This is a genomic window from Rhodococcus sp. NPDC003318 (assembly GCF_042879035.1).
In the GTDB taxonomy this organism is placed as follows: Bacteria; Actinomycetota; Actinomycetes; order Mycobacteriales; family Mycobacteriaceae; genus Rhodococcus_G.
In genome coordinates this window covers 46,271-64,809 of record NZ_JBIAOU010000020.1, presented here as the reverse complement: position 1 = coordinate 64,809, position 18,539 = coordinate 46,271, and the positions used below count along the sequence as shown (strand labels likewise).

The following is an 18,539-nucleotide window of genomic DNA, read 5'->3' as shown; positions in this document are numbered from 1 at the left end:
CCCGAGGTCCAGGAGAAGTGCCGTGCGCGAGGTTCTGTTGCTGTGCTGGCGCGACACCGGCCATCCGCAGGGCGGCGGCAGCGAACGCTACCTCGAACAGGTCGGCGCGGGGCTCGCCGCACGCGGAATCACGGTCACCCTGCGCACCGCCGCCTACCCGGGTGCCCCGCGGGAGGAGGTCGTCGACGGAATCCGGATCAGCCGCGGCGGCGGACGATTCACCGTCTACCCCCGCGCGCTCGCCGCGATCCTCGCCGGCCGGCTCGGTATCGGCTCGCTCGCCGGCATCGCCCCGGACGCCGTCGTCGACACCCAGAACGGCATCCCGTTCTTCGCCCGTCTCGTCGCCGGAGCGCCGAGCACGGTCCTGGTGCACCACTGCCACCGCGAGCAGTGGCCCGTCGCGGGGCGGCTCGTTGGCCGGATCGGGTGGTGGGTCGAATCCCGGCTCTCGCCGCGGCTGCACCGCCGCAACCAGTACCTGACGGTGTCGCTGCCGTCCGCCGAGGAATTGGACGCTCTCGGGGTGGACCGGGGCCGGGTGGCCGTGGTGCGCAACGGTGTCGACCCGGTTCCCGCCACCGCACCGATCGGGGACGCCGCCACCCGCACCGCGCACCCCAGCATCTGCGTGCTGTCGCGGCTGGTGCCGCACAAGCAGATCGAGGACGCGCTCACCGCGGTCGCGGCGCTGCGCACCCGGATCCCCGGGCTGCACCTCGACGTCGTCGGCGGCGGCTGGTGGGAGCAGAACCTGCGGGACTGCGCCGCCGACCTCGGCATCGCCGACGCCGTGACCTTCCACGGCCACGTCACCGAGCACCGCAAGCACGACATCCTCTCCCGCGCCTGGGTCCATGTGATGCCGTCCCGCAAGGAGGGCTGGGGCCTCGCGGTCATCGAGGCCGCGCAGCACGGTGTCCCGACCGTCGGCTACCGCAGCTCCCGGGGTCTGACGGACTCCATCGTCGACGGGGTCACCGGGCTCGTCGTCGGCGGCGAGCACCTCGATCCGGCGGGCAACGCGGACGACGTCGCGGCGCTGACGGAGGCCGTCGAAGACCTCCTGCGCGACGACGAACGCCGCTCCGAACTGGGGGAGAAGGCCCGGGTGCGGGCGACGGAGTTCTCGTGGCGTCAGACCGCGGACGGCGTGCACACCGTACTCGCCGCGTCCGCCGCCGGCCGCTACCTGTCAGGTCTGATCGGCACGGATCCGGTGGTCGCGTCGGACGCCGAGTACGCAACCCAGCGCGCCGCCGGCTAACAGCGCCGCCCACGCCAGGTGCGCGGCGACCAGCGCGATCCGAGCACCGGTAGCGGCGTCGCGGGGGGCGGGCTCGGCGGGCACCCGGTACAGCGTCAGGTACTCGTCGTCGTGGACCCGGTCCAGGGTGTCGAGCAGGTCCTGGTTCCCGGGGAGGCCCGGTGTGCCGTGCTCGACGAGGACCCAGCCGACGCCGAGGTCCGCGAGGTCGGCGGCGGACCCCCCGGACCGCAGGACCGTGTCGATCATGTCGGCGCGGCCGTCCTCGCCGTCGATGTCGGTGTAGCCGCTGGCGGGACCGGGCTCGGAGGAGCCGACGAGCAGGCGCCCCGACTGCGGGACGTCGAGGGGAAGCATCCGCGGCGCCGGATCCAGGACGGGCGCCGACCCCGTGTAGGTGAATCGTCGGAACGTGCCTGCCGGCAGCACCGCGACCTCGCCGTCCGCGCCGGCGAGCAACCCCGCCACCTGCCGCCACGAGTCCGGGTAGTGCACCGGACGCAACGCGCCCCCGACACCCCACGCCAGGTCCGGCAGCGACACCAGCACCGCGGCGATCGCGACGGCGGCGGCCGCTGCCGTCCGCTCCCTGCCTCTCCGCTCCGGCGTGAAGACCCGCCGAGCCAGGCGCGCGATCGTCGTGACCCCCGCGGCCGCCGCCAGCGCGTAGAACGGCGCGGCCGACGCGACCCACTTCTGGGCGTCGCGCAGCAGCCCGTAGCCGGGGACGTGCACCACCGCCCACTCACCCGCGCCCAGGCCCCACGCCGTCGCGCCGAGCGCCGGAAGGATCACCGCCGCGGCGGCGAATACGGCCAGGGTGACGATCACCGGATTGCGGCGTCGGCGCCACAACGCGGGCAGGCCACACACGACGAGCGCGAGCAGCAGGGCGGTCCCGACCAGCGCCCACGGCGTCGTCCGGCTCCCCGGGACCGCGTCGGCATTCCAGATCCCGCCGAGCCCGGCGAGGCTGCCGATCGTCCCGAGGCCCGGTTCGGCGCGGGCCGCGAACGCCGCGACCCCGGACGGATCGGACCCCTGCGCGCCCGCCCCCGACAGCGCGGTCGCCGTCAGCCACGGCGCCGACGCGACCAGGGCGAGCAGCAGTCCGGCGGTCACGTGTCGCCCACGCCGCGGTCCCGGCAGTGCGAGCAGCGTCAGGGCGAGCAGCGACGCCAGCACGGCACCGGTCGGGGTGAGGCCCGCCGCGGCCAGGGACAGCGCGAGTGGCGCCCACCCCAGCAGATCACGGCTGCTCGACTGTCGAATCCTGCACGCCGCCACCACGATCCACGGCAACGCCGCATACCCGGTCAGCAGACTCCAGTGTCCCTGCAACAGCCGCTCGGCGACGTACGGGTTCCACACCATCACCGTCGACGCCAGCAGCCGGCCCGGGAGCCCGACCGTGGGCAGGAGCACCGTGACCATCCGCGCCGCGCCCCAACCCGCCGCCCACAACGCGGCCAGCAGGATCGCCTTGACGACCAGCCCGCCGTCGACCACCGCGGACAACACCGCCGTTGCGGCGTCCTGCGGCACCGCCCGCGCGGCCGCGCCGGACAGTCCGAGCGCCGAATCCGTCAGGAACGATCGCGGTGTACTGACCGCGTCACGCAGCAACAGGTGACCGGGCCCGAGCAGCGGACCGAGAATCAGTACCGCGAGAGCCAGGCTGTAACCCGGCACGGCGGCCCGGGTGAGCCCCGCGGGCCGCGCGATCATGGAGCGAAGACTAGGGCATGGGGGACACGCCCTGACGGCAGTGGTGCACTTACGGACGTCCCGCCGTCCGCAAGTGCACCACTGCGGTCGGGTGAGATCATGGGCGGATGACCTCCCGGCCCGGCACCACCTCCGATGTGGCGGGGATGACGATGGTGACCGCCGGGACGATGACGGCGAACGTCGCCTCCTACGTCCTTGCACTGGCCGCCGCCGGGTGGCTCGGACCGGCCGGGTACGGCGAATTCGCCGCCCTCACTGCCGCACAGCTCGTCCTCGCGGTTCCGGCGCTCGCCCTGCAGACCGTCGTCGCACGCGATGTCGTGCTCGGCGGTGACGCGGCCGCGCTGCGGCGGCTCGGCGTGCGGTGCGCGGCGATCGTCGCGATCCTCGCGGCACTGCTCGTGGCGCCGATCGCCGCCGTGCTCGGCACCGGCGTGGCCCCGACCGCGGCGGCGCTGCTCACCGCGCCGATGCTGGTGCTGCTCGCAGGCGAGCAGGGACTGCTGCAGGGCACGGGCCGCTTCGCGGCCCTGTCCGTGGTCCTCGGCGCCGCCGGCCTCGGGAAGGTCCTGCCTGCCGTCGCCGTCCTCGCTCCGGGCGGTGGGCCGGGCGCCGCGCTGACCGCGTCCGCCCTCGGAACCGGAGCGGTCGCGGTCGGGGCGCGGGTGCTCGCGGGCCCGCACCGGGGCGCGCAGCCGGCCTATGACGGGGTCGCGTCGGTGCTGCGGGCGTCGCAGGTGCAGCTCGCGCTGATCGTGCTGTCGTCGGTCGACGTCCTCCTCGCCCGGGTGGTGCTCGACGAGGAACAGGCCGGGCAGTACTCACTGGGCGCGGTCGCGACCAAGGTCGCGTTCTGGTTGCCCGCCGCGGTCGGGGTGGTGCTGTACCCGCGGATGGCGAACCCGGCGCACTCCGCACGGGCGGTCCGGTCGGCGCTCGGCGTGCTCGTCGGCATCGGTGCCGTCACCGTCGCCGCGGCCGCCGTCGCGGCGCCGCTGGTGCCCGTGCTCGTCGGCGAGGACTACCGGCCCGTGCAGGGGCTGCTGTGGGCGTTCGCGGCGAACGGGGCCTGCCTCGCGGTGCTGCAGGGCGCACTGCTGTCCGCGATCGCCCGGGAACACACGCGGCTCGCGATCGGCGCGTGGGTGGGTCTGGCGGTCGAGGTGGTGCTCATCCTCGAAGTCGCCTCGACCATGCAGCAACTGATCGCCGTCGCTGCCACGACCACTGCGGTGACCGCGGCGGTCGTCAGCGTGCTCACCCTGCGCGGAGCCGACCGCGATCCGGCGGTGTCGACCCTCCCGACCGTCCGGGAGGGCCCGCCCGGTCACCCGGACTGATCCTCGCACTGACCCCACGCCCCGTGGAGCGGTCACAGCCGCACCCCCACCTCGGCGAGTCGACGTCGCAGCCGGGTGACGTGTCCGCCCGGCCAGTACACCCGACCGCAGTCCCGGCAACGGCTGAACCGAGTGTGCTCCGCGAGCACACTCGCGGGCACCCGATCCGCCACCAGCGCCGGATCCACCGGATCGAGGACGCCGTTGCAGCGCGCGCATCGCGCCAACGATCGGATCCGCCCGTGCAGGTCGAACCGGTCGAGCACCTCCCGCACCTGCAGTCGGGGGTCCGTGGCGTGCACGAACGCACCGCGGGTGACCGCGGCCCGGCGCAGCAACCCGACGTCGCGGGTGAGCAGTATCCGCGCCTCGGACTGCGACACCACGACCAGGTGATCGTCGTCGGCGTCGTTGCGGTACCGGCAGTCGAAGCCGAGCAGCCGCAGATAGCCGGCGAGCCGACCGAGGTGCACATCGGCGACGAATCGGGGATCGCGCAGCGGTCGGGGCCGCACCCGCGTCACACCCGTCAGGTCGAACCTCTCGAACACCGGGTACACCGCGACCCGTTCGCCGCCGCGCAGCAGACGGTCGAAGCCGACCGGATCACCGTCGACGAGGATCAGGTCGACCTCGGTGTGCGGGACGCCCAGCGCCTCGATCCGGTCCTTCACGGACGGGGTGCCGTCGAAGTCGTGCCGGAACGTCCGCTTGCGACGGCCGGGCGCCAGGAAGTCGTTCAGCTCCTCGTAGAAGCGGAACTCGCAGTACCGGCCCGTGCTCGACATGCTGCCCTCGCCCACGAACCTACCGGCCCTTCGAACCTCCCGGCGCGGGGAGCGAGGCGACTCGGTCGCCCGAGGAGGCCGCACACGACCGAGGGCCCGCGCTCGGCGATGCGAGTGCGGGCCCTCGGTCGTGCGACGGGGTTACAGCCGGGTCGTCGGCGGATCCTGGTCCGGACGGACCTGCGGGATCTCGACGGTCTCGTCGGTGGTGTAGTCGTGCCGCGGGATCATCTCGGTGTCCGCGTCCGTATAGCCGCCCGTGTTCGCGCCCGGCTCCGGCGTGACCGGCGTCCCGCCCGTCGTCGCCGGCTTCGGGCCGCGGCCGCCGCGGACACCGAGGAAGATGCCCGCGACCAGCGCGATGACGCCGAGGATGCCCGCGACGATCGGCAGCGTGCGGCCGAAGAGTGCCAGCTTGTCCTGGCCGTCCTTCGCCTGGCCGATCTGGTACTCGATGGTGTCCTCGTTGAACGGCAGCGTGGCCTTGAGGACGGTCACCTCGGGCTTGGCCGCGTTGCGGGCGTAGTACTGGTAAACCTGCTCCTGGCCCTTGACGACGACACCGGTCACCGGGTCGACCCAGACGTCACGCTCGTTGGTGTACCAGCGGGTCATCGTGATCGGGGCGGTGCCGCCCTCGACACCCCAGGTGTCGGCCGGGAGAGCCAGCTTGTTGGTGGGGGAGGAGACGACCTTCGACAGGTCGACGGGCCCGACCTTCTGGTTGTAGTGGTACACCTTCATCCCGTTGATCTCCGTCTCCTCGACGAAGTCGATGTCCTGGGTGGCGCGGGCGTTGACGTCGAAGTACGGGTACGCCTTCTGCTCCGCGTCGAACGGCCACTTGTACTGCAGGCCGGTGTGCTCGACTTCCTCGGCCGGCTTGCTGGCATCGGTCTGGATGGTGCCGACCGGGTCCTGGATCGGCATCGAGGTCACCCGGTCGAGGGTGACGCGGTCGATGAGGGCGGTCAGCAGGCCCGTGTCGCCCTGCTTGTCCGTGCGGCGGAGGGTCTGACCGGCCTGGATGGTGATGCGATCGGCGTCGGAGGGGTCGACGACGGTGATGTAGCGCTGCGAGACGATCGGGACGTTCGTGTTGACGACCGCCTTGCCCGAGGTCAGGGACTTGGCGTCGAGGACGTCACCGGTGCCCTCGGCGATCGTGGTGACCTCGAGGTCGAGCGGGGTCTTCTTCAACTTGCCGACCGTGTACGTCGGGATCAGCAGGGCGGCTGCCAGAAGGAAGGCGCCGAGCCCCACCAGGATGCAGGCGATGATCCTGCTCGGCCCTGAGCGTTCCGCCATACCGATTACTCCTTCGTCTTTCTGATGAGCCCGTCTTCCGAAGAGCCGCCCCGCGGCGCGACGGGAGCCGCACCGACCGCAGAGTGCCCGTCTCGTGACACCCAGTGAGCCCAGACAGTAACAGTCATGGGCTCCCGATTGCGCTGGCACGCCGTTATTCGGGCGGCGTACGAAACTGGTCGGTACGCCCGATTCCGGAGTCACCGCGCACGTGGGCAGCACGCCACCGCGCACGTGGGCGATACCCACCGGCACACGGGCGGCTCGCCGCCGGCACACGGGCGGCTCGGCACCGGTGCACACTGGACGCGAAATGGATACGACCCGCACCGCACCCGAGCTTCCCGCCGCCGAGGAACCCGTCGCCGCCCGTGGCTTCGTGCCCGCGCTCGAAGGGATGCGCGGCCTGGCCGCGCTGGGTGTCCTCCTGACGCATGTGGCTTTCCAGACCGGCGCCACCTCCACGCCGGTTCTCGGCCGGGTCTGGGGCCGCTTCGACATGGCCGTCGCGGTGTTCTTCGCCCTGTCCGGCTTCCTGCTGTGGCGCCCGCACACGGCGGCGGCCCGGGGCCTGGGTGTCCGGCCCGCCACCGGTCGCTATTTCCTGCACCGGGCGGTCCGCATCCTGCCCGCGTACTGGGTGGTCGTGGTGGTCGTGCTGATGTTCCTGCCCGCGGCGGGCAGCGGGTGGCGGGTGTGGGCGTCGAACCTGGCGTTGACGCAGGTGTTCGTGCCGCTGACGCTGACCGACGGGCTGACGCAGATGTGGAGCCTGTCGGTGGAGGTGGCGTTCTATCTGGTGCTGCCGCTGCTGGCGTTCGCGGTGGTCCGGTTGCGCGGACCGGCCGCGCGGTGGCGGATCCCGGTGCTGCTCACCGTGGTGGTGGTGAGCCTGGCGTGGGGGTTCGTGCCGGTTCCCACCCCCGACGGCATCCACTCCGACAACTGGCTGCCCGGTTATCTGCCGTGGTTCGGGGCCGGGATGCTGCTCGCGGAGCTGGTGGTGACGCCCGTCGGTCGCGTACACCGATTCGCGCGGCGGCGCGGGGCGATGACGGCGCTCGCCGCCCTGGCGTTCGGGCTGTCGTGCACCGACCTGGCCGGGCCGGAGGGGTTGACGCGGTCCGAGCCGTGGCAGTACGCGGTGAAGATCGCCCTCGGAGCGGTCCTGGCGTTCGCCCTGCTCGCGCCGCTGGTGCTCGCCGAAGAGCCGCGGCACCGGTTGCTGGCGGGCCCGGTGGCGCTCGCGGTCGGTCGCTGGTCGTACGGGGTGTTCATCTGGCACCTGCTGGTGCTCTCGATCGTGTTCCCCGTGTTCGGTGTGCTGCCGTTCCAGGGCCAGTTCGTGTTCGTGCTGGTGGTGACGGTGGTGTTGAGTCTGGCGGTGGCGTCGGCGAGCTACGCGCTGATCGAGGAGCCGTCGCGGCGCGCCCTCGCCCGCCGGGAGGCCGCCCGGCGCGCGGCCCGCGACAGCGGGACCGCCGACCAGCCGACCGCCACGACCCCGATCAGCGCCGCCAGCTGAACCAGCCAGGAGTGCCCGACGTAGCCGTCGGGGAACCGCCACGGCCCGGTCGAGAGCAGCGCCGCGCCCACCGCGGTTCCGGTGCCGGAGGCGACGACCAGCATCCGCGCCGCGGTCACCGGACCTCGGATCCGCCGGACCGCCACCACCGCGGCCGCCACCGCGACGGCTACGAGCGTCCCTGCCCAGCCGGCGACGACGGTGGCGGTGGCGAGTACACCGACGGCGCCGACGGTGGTGCTGTGCCAGGTGCGCGGTGCGGGCGTGTCGGCGCGTCCCGGACGGCGGCGACGCGGCCACCACGCGAACGCGAACAGCGGGAGCAGTGCGAGCAGTCCGCCGAAGATCCCGAGCCGGTACCAGCGGTCGGTCGGGAAGTCGAGGGTGACGGTGCCGACGGTGCCCGCGGGCACCACCCAGCCCTGCTGCCAGCCGTTCACCACGACCGGGGTCAGTTCGGTGCCGTCGGGCGCGGTGGCGATCCATCCGACGTTCTGGGACTCCGGGTTCACCAGCAGCATGTCCCCGCCGGTCGCGTCGACGGCCAGTTCCCGGTGGTTCGCGGTCCACGCGGTCGTGGGCGCCGGCGTCGTCGTCGGTGTCGCCGACGCGTTCTGCCCCGCCGCGTCGAGGCGCAGACCGTCGACGAAGAAGGCCGGACCCGGTGCGACGACGACCGACGGGGCGCCCGCGGGTAGCGGCACCCCGGCGGTGTCGGTGCTGGTGCCCAGCGGGTCCTCGACCGAGCACACGGTCGCGGGGACCGGTGCGCCGGAGCGGAGCTCGTCGACGGTCGCGGTCACCGACGTGCGGACCACGGACCCCGCGAACGAGATGACCGGGCCGTCCGCGCAGCCGACGGTGACGGTGCGGTCGCCGGGCGGCGGCGAGGCCACGCCGGTTCCGGGGACGGTGGCGCCGTCGGTGGTGAGCACCCCGATCTCGGCGAAGCCGGGCGGCTGTTCCTGCGCGAAGCCCAGTGCCGTCTGGTCGAGGACGCCGTCCCAGTCCACGATGCTCACCACGATCCGGTCGGTGACGGTGGGCGACAGGGAGATCCGGTGATCGTCGGCGACGTCCCGAACCTGTGGCCCGGTACCGAGGTCCACGGCCACGCGCGTGGCGTGCGCGGGGAGGGCACCGAGACTCGGCGTCAACTCGAGACCCGTGACCTCGACGGGCTCCGGGAGGACGAGGGTGACGGTCGGTTTCGCGTCCTTGCCGGTGATGCTGTCGGCGCTCGAGGTCCAGCTGGTGCGCTCGTCCCCGTCGACCGCGGCGGCCGCCGAGCCGCGGACGTCGGTGACGGCGGAGGCGCCGCCGGCGCGCGGACGTTCCGGGTCGGCCAGCAGCTCGTCGAGCTCGGGGCTCTGCCGCGACCGCACGAGAAGTCGCGGGGTCACCACGGTGTCGGCGGGGACGGACAGGGTGCGCTCGAACGTGCCCGGTTCCTCCGGTTGCAGCCCGAGACCGCCCTGGCAGCGCACCCGGCCCGGACCCTCGACACAGGTGGTGCGGCCGGGCAGTTCCTGGCCGAGGTCCCATCCGGTGACGGTGGCGCCGGCCGGCGTCGCGGGCAGCACGGTGTGACGGCGGATCGGGACCGTGACGGGATTGTCGCGGTCGGTGTAGTCGTCGACGGAGACCTCGCTGATCCCGAATTGCGTTCCGACGGAGCCGTCCTCGGTGTGAGTGGCGGTGATCTTCACCCAGTCGGTGGGGCCGGGCGGCAGCGATACCGTCAGCGGCTCGCCGGGCTCGGAGACCCGGACGGCGGTGCTGCCGTTGGCGGTGGTCACCTCGATCTGCTTGACGGGGACACCGAGCGCGGCGGCACTGGTCCGCAGGTGCAGCAGACCACCCCGGATCGGGTTGTCGAAGTCGAGTCGAAGCCACTGTCCCAGTGCGCTTTCCAGCCCGTTGCTGAACCAGCCGGTGGCCTGGTCGCCGTCGACGACGGCGGCCGGACCGCTACCGGGTGCGGTCCCGCCGAGTTGGGTGGCGTCCGCCGCAGAACTCGACACCGTGATCCGGGCACCCTCCCAGACGCCCCTGACGAGGTCCGCGCCGTCGACCGGATAGTCGGGCACGAGGTTGTAGGTGCGCCGCGGGTCGTCGGCACTGCGCAACGCGGAACTGTGGTTGTCGACCTGCCCGAAGTCGGTTTCCCGGTCCGTGGGGGTGTCGGTGACCGTGACCGCGTCGACCGGCAGCCCGGCCCGCGCCGCGTCGGTCGCCAGCAGGACCGGCCCGGCGGGCGTCTGCGTCCCCGGCTCGGCGCGGCGGGACGCGAACCGCTGCAGCGACTCCGGACCACCCTGCACGATCGGGACACCGGCCAGATCGACGGTGTACGGCCCCGCCGGCGCGGCGCCGGGGATGTCCACCCGGTAGATCTCGACGGCCGGGTAGCGCGGTCGCAGGTCGCCGTCGACGACGAGCCCGTCCACCTCGCCCGGCCCGACCTCCTCGCCGAACGTCGCGACCCGCGTCAGGCCGGGAGAGCCGTCGAGGGCCTGGTGCACCAGCAGCGGTCGGGTCGAGCGGGACGTGTCGGGGTCGAGGTCGTTGCGGACGACGACGTAGCCGATGCCCTGCCCGCGCAGGGTCTCGGCGAGCCCGGCCGAGGGGCTGCCGTCCGCGATCAGCCGCTGCACGGAGTCGAGGGCGCGGATGGCGCCGGGCGGCACCAGGGGCACCGCGTCCCGTACCGCCCACGGTGTGGTCGCGAGCGCCTGGAGCGGCTCGTCGCGGGTCAGACCCCACACCTGCGCCGCGAACGGTGCGCCGGGAACCACCAGGGCGCGGATCGCGTCGGAGCCGTCGCCGGAGTCGCCGGCCGCGTGCTCGCCGAGCCAGTCCGCGGCCTCGTGCCAGTACCCCGGCACCTCGTCGTAGGCGCCGCGCGGGGCCAGCTTCCCGGTCCAGGCGAGCGACGTCGCGAGGGTCAGCGCGACCAGGATCAGGCTGGTCAGCGCGACCATCGGTTCGCGTTCGGGGTGCGCGATCGCGCCGCGCCACCGGGTCGAGGACACCGACCCGGGCAGCGGCACCTTCGCGAGCAGGTGCGCCAGCCCGAGCACCAGCGGCAGCCGCACCAGCGGTTCGAGCTTGTGGACGTTGCGCAGCGGCGCGCCGCCGGAGTCGAGGAATACGCGGACGCTCTCGGCGACCGGGGAGCCGAGTTCGCCGACATAGCCGGCGCCGAGCCCGGCCAGCCCGACGAACAGGATCAGCGTCAGCCGTCCCTTCGCGGGCATCGACCGCATCGCCAGCCCGGCCATGCCCGCGGCGGCGAGCGCGCCCGTCGCGACCACCGCGGCCGGCTGCGTCACGAGCACCGCGCCGGCGATCCGTTCCGGCGACACGAACGGGGTCCAGCTGTCGGTGCCGCGGAGCACCTCGGTCAGCGAGGTCCACTGCGTGGTGACCCCGGACGACTCGATGTAGTCGAGGAACGGCGGGCTGACGCGTCCGAGCAGCAGCAGCGGCACGATCCACCAGGCGACCGCGACCAGGCAGAGGGGGATCCACCAGGCGGTGAAGACCCACCAGCGCCGATTCGGCCGGTGCGCGATCCACCAGAGCACCGCGACCAGGCACGCTGCCGCGGTGGCGACGGCGTTGACCGCGCCCATCAGCGCGACCGCGACCGCCGACCTCGCCGCCAACACCCGTGAGTCCTTGTGGTCCGCTCCGGGGCCGAAAGGACTCACGGGCGACGACGTCGCCAACACGACCGGCAGCAGCACCCACGGCGCGAGCATCATCGGCAGCGTCTCGGACGAGATCGACCCGAGGGTGGTGATGACGCGGGGTGAGAGCGCGAACGCGATCGCCGCGATGATCCGGGAACTGCGACTGCCCACGCCGAGGGCTTCGGCGAGCCGGACGACGCCCCAGAAGCCGGCGATCAGCAGCAGCGCCCACCAGATCCGCTGGGTGATCCACGGCGGGATGTGGGCGAGGTTGCCGAGCCCGAAGAAGGCGCCGTGCGGGAAGAAGTAGCCGTAGGCCTGGTTCTGCACCTGGCCGAGCGGGGCGAGCGACGACCACTGGTGGGACGCGCGCTCCAGGAAGCCGAGGGGATTCTGCGTCAGGTCGTACTTGGTGTCGGCGACGAGCATTCCCGGCGCCTGCAGGAAGGCCAGGAGAAACGCGACTGTCGAGGCACCGACCAGCCACCGTCGGGTCAGCGGCTCGGTGTTCGGTGTCTCGATGATCGTGTGAGGGGTCGACACCGGTGCGCGGCCGGACCGCGCACCGGAGGTGGTGCTGTTAACGGCTGCCGTACTCCACCTGGTTCAGCAGGGAGGAGTCCGCGTTACCGCTGCGATCGACATCCGGACGGGTGTTGTCCGCAGCGGCTGCCGTGACACCGAAGACGGCCGCGAGGCCCAGCACCGCGCCGATCACTGCACTTGCCACGCCGGGGACAAGGAACTTCATCTCGGATCTCCCAATTGCTGCTGCCTGACGAAATCGTTCGCGCCAAGGTATCACCCGGCCGCCCGGTTTCGGGGCGGCAGGCGATGCCCGCCGAACGAGTCCGGATTCAGGCGGTCAGGTCCAGGGCGCCGAGCAGCGTGCCGAGCTTCGTGGTGGTCTCGGCGAGTTCGGCGTCCGGGTCGGACGCGGCGACGATGCCTCCGCCTGCCCAGGCCCGCAGCGTCGCCGTGTCGGCGTCGAGTTCGGCGCAGCGGATCGCGACCACCCAGGTCCCGTCCCCCGCGGCGTCGCACCAGCCGACGGCGCCGCCGTAGAAGCGGCGCGGTTCCTCGATGTGGCGGATCGTGTCCAGTGCGGGTTGCAGCGGGGTGCCGCACACCGCCGGAGTGGGATGCAGCAACCGGGCCAGGTCGAGTGCGGTCGTCGACGGGTCGCGGAGCACGCCGCGGACCGGGGTCGCCAGGTGCCACACCTGGGGCGTGGCGATCAGGTGCGGCACCGTCGGCACTGCCAGGTCGGTGCACAGTGGACCGAGCACCTCCCGGATCCGGTCGGTGACGAAGGCGTGTTCGGCGCGGTTCTTCGCCGACGCCAACAGCTGCTCGCCCTCGGTCCGGTCCGCGTCGGGGTCGGTGTGGCGGGGCGCGGTGCCCGCGAGGGGGAAGCAGCGCACCTCGCGGCCGGTGCGTTCGAGCAGCAGTTCCGGACTGGCCCCGATCAACGCCCGCCCCGCGTACTCCTCGCCGGCGGGGGAGAGGTCGACGCCGAAGCCGTTGCCCGCCGGGTCGCGGGTGACCAGGCGGGCCAGCAGCGACCACGGCCGGATCGGGCGGTCGGTGGTGACGGTCACCGACCGCGCCGCGACGACCTTGTCGAGTTCGCCGGCCCGTACCCGCGACACCAGTGCGGCGACGCGGCGGCGGTGTTCACCGGGGGCGGGTAGCTCGGCGGTGATCCGGGCGGCGGGCACCGCGGGTGCGGAATCGGGGCGCCACGGTCCGGGCCGGAAGTCGGCGGTCTCGGGGGCGGTCAACGCGACCGGGCCGTCGGGGTCGAACGGCAGCGCCCCCACGACGAGGGGCACGCGACGCTCGGCGAGGGCGTGTGCCGCGGCGGCCGCGGTGTCGTAGGTGCCTCGGCTCCCGGCTGTCCGCAGGGTCCGGTCGGCGCGCGAGAGCAGGAAACCGTCCATGTCGGTTTCCGACGATAGTCCGGCGGTTCGCCGGCGCGCTCACCTGCCGGGCGGGACGATCAGTACCGGTCGGTGGCTGTGCCGCAGCACGTGGTCGGCGACGGAGGACTGCAGCAGCGACTTCAGTCCGGTGGTGCCGCGGGTCCCGGTGACGATGATGTCGGCGTCGAGTTCGTCGGCCGCCTCGACGATCGTGGTCCAGATGGTGGTGACGCATTCGATGGTGCGGCCCTCGGCGTTGAGGCCGACGTTGCGCGCCAGTTCGAGGCCCTCGGTGTTGACGGTTCTGGCGTCGGTGAGGGCGATGTCCTCGGTGTCCTCGTCGGGTACCCACTCGGGCTGCATGACGCCCGACAGCCCGGACATCCGGGCGGCCTGACGGACCATCGGTTCCCACGCGGTGATCACGACGGCGCGTTCGGCGCTGAGGAACCGGCCTGCGTATTCGATTGCGCGCTTGGAATTCTCGGTTCCGTCGTATGCGATGAGCATCAAATCAGCGGGCATGGAGACCTCCTCGGTTCTGGGGGCGATCCTGCTGTCAGGCTACCCGTTCGCGGCGGGGTCGGGTGGGTGTCGTGGCCTACGCTGGCGGAGTGATGTTCTCCCGTTCGACCCGTGCTCTGGCCCTGCTGTTCGGACTGGGGCTGGTGGCCGGTTGCTCCGACACCGAGCCGGCCGCGACCGCGAGTTCGGAGCCGGCCGCGACCGCGAGTTCGGAGCTGGAAACCGCCACGACCGCGGCCGCGACCACTCCGCCGACCTCGGAGGTGCAGCCGGCCGCGGCGCCGGCCTGCGGTGCGGACTTCCTCGCCGGGCTCAGCCCGCGGCAGCGCTTGGCGCAGCTGCTCAACGTCGGCGTGACGGGGACCGCGGACGCCGTCGCGGTGGTGCGGGACGAGCAGGTCGGCGGCATCTTCATCGGCAGCTGGACGGACGAGTCGATGCTGGCGAACCGGCAGGTGCCGCAGGTGCAGGCGGTCGCGGCGGTGCCGGTGATGGTGAGCATCGACGAGGAGGGCGGCCGCGTGTCGCGGGTCTCGGACCTGCTGGGCGCGGACCCGGCGCCGCGGACGGTCGCGCAGACGATGACGCCGGAGCAGACCTATCGGATGGCGCTCGAGCGGGGTCGCGGCCTGCGCGACCTCGGGATCACGGTGAACTTCGCGCCGGTGGTGGACGTCAGCGACCAGCCGGCGGACACGGTGATCGGGGACCGCTCGTTCTCCGACGACCCGGACGTGGTGACGCAGTACGCCGGCGAGTACGCGCGCGGGATGCGCGACGCCGGGGTCCTGCCGGTGATCAAACACTTCCCGGGTCACGGGTCGGCGTCCGGGGATTCGCACACCGGCGCGGTCACGACGCCGCCGCTGGACGAGTTGCAGACCCGCGATCTGGTGCCGTACCGGACGCTGGTGACCACCGGGACGGGTGTGATGGTGGGGCATCTGGATGTGCCGGGGCTGACCGCACCGGGTGTGCCCGCGAGCATCAGTCCGGCAGCGATGTCGTTGCTGCGCACGGGAACCGGCTACGGCGCACCGCCGTTCGACGGTCCGATCTTCACGGACGACCTGTCCGGGATGAAGGCGATCACGGACCGGCTGAGCGTCCCGCAGGCCGTCGGTGCCGCGCTGACGGCGGGCGCGGACGTGGCGCTGTGGCTGACCACGGACGAGGTGCCCGCGGTGCTGGATCATCTCGAGGGGGAGGTGGCGGCGGGCCGGTTGCCGCAGGCCCGGGTGGACGCGTCGGTGCTGCGGGTCGCGCAGGCGAAGGGGATGGTGACCTGCTGATCGGCCGCGCGGTGGGGCGGATCGTGGCGGGTTCGGCGGCTCGGGCAGAATGAGAGCCGACCCACACCCATTCTTACTCTAGAGTAAGATCACTACCGTGGACCCGGCCGAGCCGGGCCGCGGACTCTGGAGGAACGATGGCCGGCGGAACCAAACGACTCCCGCGCGCGGTGCGGGAACAGCAGATGCTCGACGCGGCGGTCGAGGTGTTCTCGACCAAGGGCTTCCACGACACCTCGATGGACGCGATCGCGGCGGCCGCCGCGATCTCCAAGCCGATGCTGTACCTGTACTACGGCTCGAAGGACGAACTGTTCGCCGCGAGCATCGCCCGGGAGGGGCAGCGCTTCGTCGAGGCGATCACCCCGGCTGCCGACCCGAACCTGACGCCCCGCGAGCAGCTGCGGGCGGCGCTCGTCGGATTCCTCGGCTTCGTCGACAGCCACCGGGCGTCGTGGATGGTGCTGTACCGCCAGTCGATGGGGCAGCAGGCGTTCGCGAGTCAGGTCCAGACCAGCCGGGACCGGCTCATCGAGCTGACCGCGAAGCTGCTCGAGTCCAGCACGAAGGAGCCCGAACCGGGTACCGACTTCGGGATCATGGCCGTGGCACTGGTCGGCGCGGGCGAAGCCGTCGCGGACCGCGTCGTCGGCGGTGAGATCGAGGTCGAGAAGGCCGCCGACCTGCTCGAGAACCTCGCCTGGCGCGGCCTGGCCGGCAAGAAGAAGTAACGCCCCCCACCTCCCATCGGCTGAAGGTCACCTTCGTGCGGTCAGACCGCACGAAGGTGACCTTCAGCCGTCGGGGGAGTGCGCGTCGCCATCCGGGGAGGGGAGCCGGGGTGGATGGGCTGTCGCCGTCAGCGCAGGGTCGCGGTCAGGTGCGGATAGCCCTTCTTCGGGTGTCGCAGTGCGAGATCCCAGCCGCCGTCGCGTTCGTCGGCGTAGACGTTGACGGTCGCGGGCAGGACCACGGGCTTGCCGAATTTCACCCGGTAGGTGACGGCGTCGGGGATCCGGCCCTCGACCGCGCCGAGGATCGCGGCGGCGCTCCACATGCCGTGGGCGATGGTCCGGGGGAACCCGAATACCTTGGCGCCCAGTGACGAGACGTGGATCGGGTTGCGGTCCCCGGACACCGCGGCGTAGCGGCCGATGGTCTTCTGGTCGACGCGCAGGGTGCGCATCGGGAGCGGCGGGACCTCGTCGGCGTGCTCGGTGCGCGGCTCCTTCGGGGCGTCGGTCGCGTGCATCTTGAGGAAGGTGCTCACCTGCCGCCACGCGAGTTCGCGTCCGACGTTGATCTCGGTGACCAGGTCCACCTGGGTGCCCTTCGGGTGCGGGCGCAGGTTCTCCGCGTGCACCGCGAGGTCCAGCGGTTCGGACACCGACACCGGGCGTCGCTGTTCGACGACGTTCTCGATGTGCACGGAACCGATTGCGGGGAAAGGGAACTCGGACGAGACCATCAGCTGCATCACGGTCCCGAACGCGAGGGTGAACGGGTACGTCACCGGCAGAGCGTCGCCGAACCGCAGGCCGCAGACCCGCGCATAGGCGGCGAGGTTGTCGGTGTCGACCTTCAGTCCGCGCAGGGTCAGTGTCTCGTCGGGCAGGCTCGTGCCGATGCCGGACTTGCCGACAACCGGCAGCGCCCCGAGGGCCGCGCGGGCGTAGATGCTCAGCGTGCTCGGTGGCCCGTCGAGTTGGACGATCCGGCCGGACATCATGCGCCGATCAGCGACTGGCCGCAGACCCGCACGATCTGACCGGTCACCGCGTTCGATGCGGGATTGGCGAAGTACGAGACGGTTTCGGCGACGTCGACGGTCTGACCGCCCTGCAGCAGTGACGACATCCGGCGTCCGGCCTCGCGGGTGGCGAACGGGATGGCCGCGGTCATCGCGGTCTCGATGAAGCCGGGGGCGACGGCGTTGATGGTGATGTCCTTCTCGGCCAGTACGGGCGCGGTGGCCTGGACGAGACCGATGACGCCGGCTTTCGAGGTGCCGTAATTGGTTTGGCCGCGGTTGCCCGCGATGCCGGCGATCGAGGACACGTCGATGACGCGTCCGCCGGCCTTCAGTGCGCCCTTCTCCAGTAGGGCGTCGGTGATCTTCTGCGGGGCAAGGAGATTCACGGCGATGACCATGTTCCAGCGGTCCTCGTCCATGTTGGCGAGGGTCTTGTCGCGGGTGATGCCGGCGTTGTGGACGATGATGTCCGCTCCACCGTGCCGCTCGAGCAGGTGCGCGGCGAGCTTGTCGCCGGCGTCCTCGGCGGTGACGTCGAGGGCGAGGGAGGTGCCGCCGACCGTGTTGGCGGTCTGCGACAGCGCCTCGCCGGCGGCCGGGATGTCCGCGCACACGACGTGTGCACCGTCGCGGGAGAGGACCTCGGCGATGGTCGCGCCGATGCCGCGGGCGGCGCCGGTCACGACGGCGACCTTGCCGTCGAGGGGCTTGTCCCACGACGCGGGTGCGGTGGCGTCGGCGCCGCCGACCCGGATCACCTGCCCGGAGACGAACGCGGACTTGGCGGACAGCAGGAACCGGAGGGTGGATTCGACTCCGGAGAGCCCGGTCGACGCGGACGGCGAGACGTAGACCAGCTGGGCGGTGGCGCCGCGCTTGACCTCCTTGCCGACGCTGCGGGTGAAGCCCTCGAGGCCGCGCTGGGCGATGTGTTCGTCGACGTTGCTCGTCTCCTCGGGCGTGGTGCCGAGGACGACGACGCGGGCGGAGGGTGCGAGGTTGCGGATCACCGGCTGGAAGAAGGTGAACAGCTCGACGAGGTCGGTGACCTCGGTGATGCCGGTGGCGTCGAAGACGAGTGCGCCGTAGCGGTCGTCGTGGGGGAGTGCTGCGGGGTAGTCGGAGAGCAGGTCGCGCAGCGGCTCGACGAGGCGGCCCTGCCCGCCGATCAGGATCGGCCCGGCCAGTGGCGGTTCGCCGGCCTGGTAGCGACGGAGGTGTTCCGGCTGCGGGAGGCCGGTCTGCTTGGCGATGAATGCGCCCGGTGCTGAGGAGAGGAACTGGGAGTAGAGGTCGGGAGCGCCCTTGCTGGCTGCCACGGTCCACCTTCTTCGTCGGCGTCGTCTGCACCCGGGTCCGGGCGCGGTGTCGACATTTAACTTACTCT

The 18,539-nt window shown here is 72.4% G+C and carries 13 protein-coding genes and 1 pseudogene; 5 read left to right on the top strand and 9 right to left on the bottom strand.

Going from position 1 to position 18,539, the window contains the following annotated elements; all coding sequences use genetic code 11:
• The first annotated feature begins 22 nt into the window (after positions 1 to 22).
• Entirely contained in the window at positions 23 to 1,267 is a 1,245-nt protein-coding gene (locus tag ACFYVR_RS22725; protein ID WP_387477393.1) for a glycosyltransferase family 4 protein, read from the top strand.
• On the opposite strand, the gene ACFYVR_RS22720 is transcribed toward ACFYVR_RS22725, so the two are convergent.
• Positions 1,196 to 2,995: a hypothetical protein gene (locus ACFYVR_RS22720; RefSeq protein ID WP_387477391.1), complete on the bottom strand. Its 1,800-nt coding sequence runs from the start codon at positions 2,993 to 2,995 to the stop codon at positions 1,196 to 1,198. The genes ACFYVR_RS22725 and ACFYVR_RS22720 overlap by 72 nt on opposite strands.
• 107 nt (positions 2,996 to 3,102) lie before the next feature.
• Between ACFYVR_RS22720 and ACFYVR_RS22715 the strand changes: the two genes are divergently transcribed.
• Positions 3,103 to 4,338 (top strand): polysaccharide biosynthesis protein, encoded by a 1,236-nt coding sequence (locus ACFYVR_RS22715; RefSeq protein WP_387477389.1) that lies wholly within the window; start codon positions 3,103 to 3,105, stop codon positions 4,336 to 4,338.
• Between the two features lie 32 nt (positions 4,339 to 4,370).
• On the opposite strand, the gene ACFYVR_RS22710 is transcribed toward ACFYVR_RS22715, so the two are convergent.
• Positions 4,371 to 5,126 (bottom strand): Mut7-C RNAse domain-containing protein, encoded by a 756-nt coding sequence (locus tag ACFYVR_RS22710; protein WP_387477387.1) that lies wholly within the window; start codon positions 5,124 to 5,126, stop codon positions 4,371 to 4,373.
• 141 nt (positions 5,127 to 5,267) lie between these two features.
• Entirely contained in the window at positions 5,268 to 6,434 is a 1,167-nt protein-coding gene (locus ACFYVR_RS22705) for a DUF3068 domain-containing protein (RefSeq protein WP_387477385.1), read from the bottom strand.
• A gap of 313 nt (positions 6,435 to 6,747) precedes the next feature.
• On the opposite strand from ACFYVR_RS22705, the pseudogene ACFYVR_RS22700 reads away from it, so the two are divergent.
• Positions 6,748 to 7,761: pseudogene (locus tag ACFYVR_RS22700) on the top strand (acyltransferase family protein); the annotation flags it as partial.
• 71 nt (positions 7,762 to 7,832) lie between these two features.
• Here the strand turns inward: ACFYVR_RS22700 and ACFYVR_RS22695 are convergent.
• From ACFYVR_RS22695 to ACFYVR_RS22680, 4 genes are all read right to left on the bottom strand, one after another.
• Positions 7,833 to 12,200 carry an alpha-(1->3)-arabinofuranosyltransferase family protein gene (locus ACFYVR_RS22695; RefSeq protein ID WP_387477383.1) on the bottom strand — a complete coding sequence of 1,456 codons (4,368 nt, stop codon included), beginning with the start codon at positions 12,198 to 12,200 and terminating at the stop codon, positions 7,833 to 7,835.
• Positions 12,201 to 12,237: 37 nt separating this feature from the next.
• Positions 12,238 to 12,408 carry a DUF2613 domain-containing protein gene (locus tag ACFYVR_RS22690; protein ID WP_387477381.1) on the bottom strand — a complete coding sequence of 57 codons (171 nt, stop codon included), beginning with the start codon at positions 12,406 to 12,408 and terminating at the stop codon, positions 12,238 to 12,240.
• A gap of 106 nt (positions 12,409 to 12,514) precedes the next feature.
• Entirely contained in the window at positions 12,515 to 13,600 is a 1,086-nt protein-coding gene (locus ACFYVR_RS22685) for an isochorismate synthase MenF (protein ID WP_387477379.1), read from the bottom strand.
• 39 nt (positions 13,601 to 13,639) lie between these two features.
• The gene (locus ACFYVR_RS22680) at positions 13,640 to 14,107 is read right to left on the bottom strand and encodes a universal stress protein (RefSeq protein WP_387477377.1); all 468 of its coding nucleotides are present in this window, start codon (positions 14,105 to 14,107) and stop codon (positions 13,640 to 13,642) included.
• A gap of 92 nt (positions 14,108 to 14,199) precedes the next feature.
• Here ACFYVR_RS22680 and ACFYVR_RS22675 point away from each other — a divergent pair, with 92 nt between their 5' ends.
• Together ACFYVR_RS22675 and ACFYVR_RS22670 are read left to right on the top strand one after the other, a co-directional pair.
• Positions 14,200 to 15,399: a glycoside hydrolase family 3 N-terminal domain-containing protein gene (locus ACFYVR_RS22675; RefSeq protein WP_387477439.1), complete on the top strand. Its 1,200-nt coding sequence runs from the start codon at positions 14,200 to 14,202 to the stop codon at positions 15,397 to 15,399.
• Between the two features lie 137 nt (positions 15,400 to 15,536).
• Positions 15,537 to 16,130 (top strand): TetR/AcrR family transcriptional regulator, encoded by a 594-nt coding sequence (locus tag ACFYVR_RS22670; RefSeq protein ID WP_387477375.1) that lies wholly within the window; start codon positions 15,537 to 15,539, stop codon positions 16,128 to 16,130.
• A 128-nt stretch (positions 16,131 to 16,258) separates the two neighbouring features.
• On the opposite strand, the gene ACFYVR_RS22665 is transcribed toward ACFYVR_RS22670, so the two are convergent.
• Positions 16,259 to 17,125 (bottom strand): MaoC/PaaZ C-terminal domain-containing protein, encoded by an 867-nt coding sequence (locus tag ACFYVR_RS22665; RefSeq protein ID WP_387477437.1) that lies wholly within the window; start codon positions 17,123 to 17,125, stop codon positions 16,259 to 16,261.
• Entirely contained in the window at positions 17,125 to 18,471 is a 1,347-nt protein-coding gene (locus ACFYVR_RS22660; protein WP_387477373.1) for a 3-oxoacyl-ACP reductase, read from the bottom strand. The genes ACFYVR_RS22665 and ACFYVR_RS22660 overlap by 1 nt, the downstream gene beginning before the upstream one ends.
• Positions 18,472 to 18,539 lie beyond the last annotated feature (68 nt).

Excerpts from the sequence above, each read along its gene's own strand:
- ACFYVR_RS22720 (WP_387477391.1), bottom strand. The coding sequence starts at position 2,995 with ATGATCGCGCGGCCCGCGGGGCTCACCCGGGCCGCCGTGCCGGGTTAC.
- ACFYVR_RS22715 (WP_387477389.1), top strand. The coding sequence starts at position 3,103 with ATGACCTCCCGGCCCGGCACCACCTCCGATGTGGCGGGGATGACGATG.
- ACFYVR_RS22710 (WP_387477387.1), bottom strand. The coding sequence starts at position 5,126 with ATGTCGAGCACGGGCCGGTACTGCGAGTTCCGCTTCTACGAGGAGCTG.
- ACFYVR_RS22705 (WP_387477385.1), bottom strand. The coding sequence starts at position 6,434 with ATGGCGGAACGCTCAGGGCCGAGCAGGATCATCGCCTGCATCCTGGTG.
- ACFYVR_RS22690 (WP_387477381.1), bottom strand. The coding sequence starts at position 12,408 with ATGAAGTTCCTTGTCCCCGGCGTGGCAAGTGCAGTGATCGGCGCGGTG.
- ACFYVR_RS22685 (WP_387477379.1), bottom strand. The coding sequence starts at position 13,600 with ATGGACGGTTTCCTGCTCTCGCGCGCCGACCGGACCCTGCGGACAGCC.
- ACFYVR_RS22680 (WP_387477377.1), bottom strand. The coding sequence starts at position 14,107 with ATGCCCGCTGATTTGATGCTCATCGCATACGACGGAACCGAGAATTCC.
- ACFYVR_RS22675 (WP_387477439.1), top strand. The coding sequence starts at position 14,200 with ATGTTCTCCCGTTCGACCCGTGCTCTGGCCCTGCTGTTCGGACTGGGG.
- ACFYVR_RS22670 (WP_387477375.1), top strand. The coding sequence starts at position 15,537 with ATGGCCGGCGGAACCAAACGACTCCCGCGCGCGGTGCGGGAACAGCAG.
- ACFYVR_RS22665 (WP_387477437.1), bottom strand. The coding sequence starts at position 17,125 with ATGTCCGGCCGGATCGTCCAACTCGACGGGCCACCGAGCACGCTGAGC.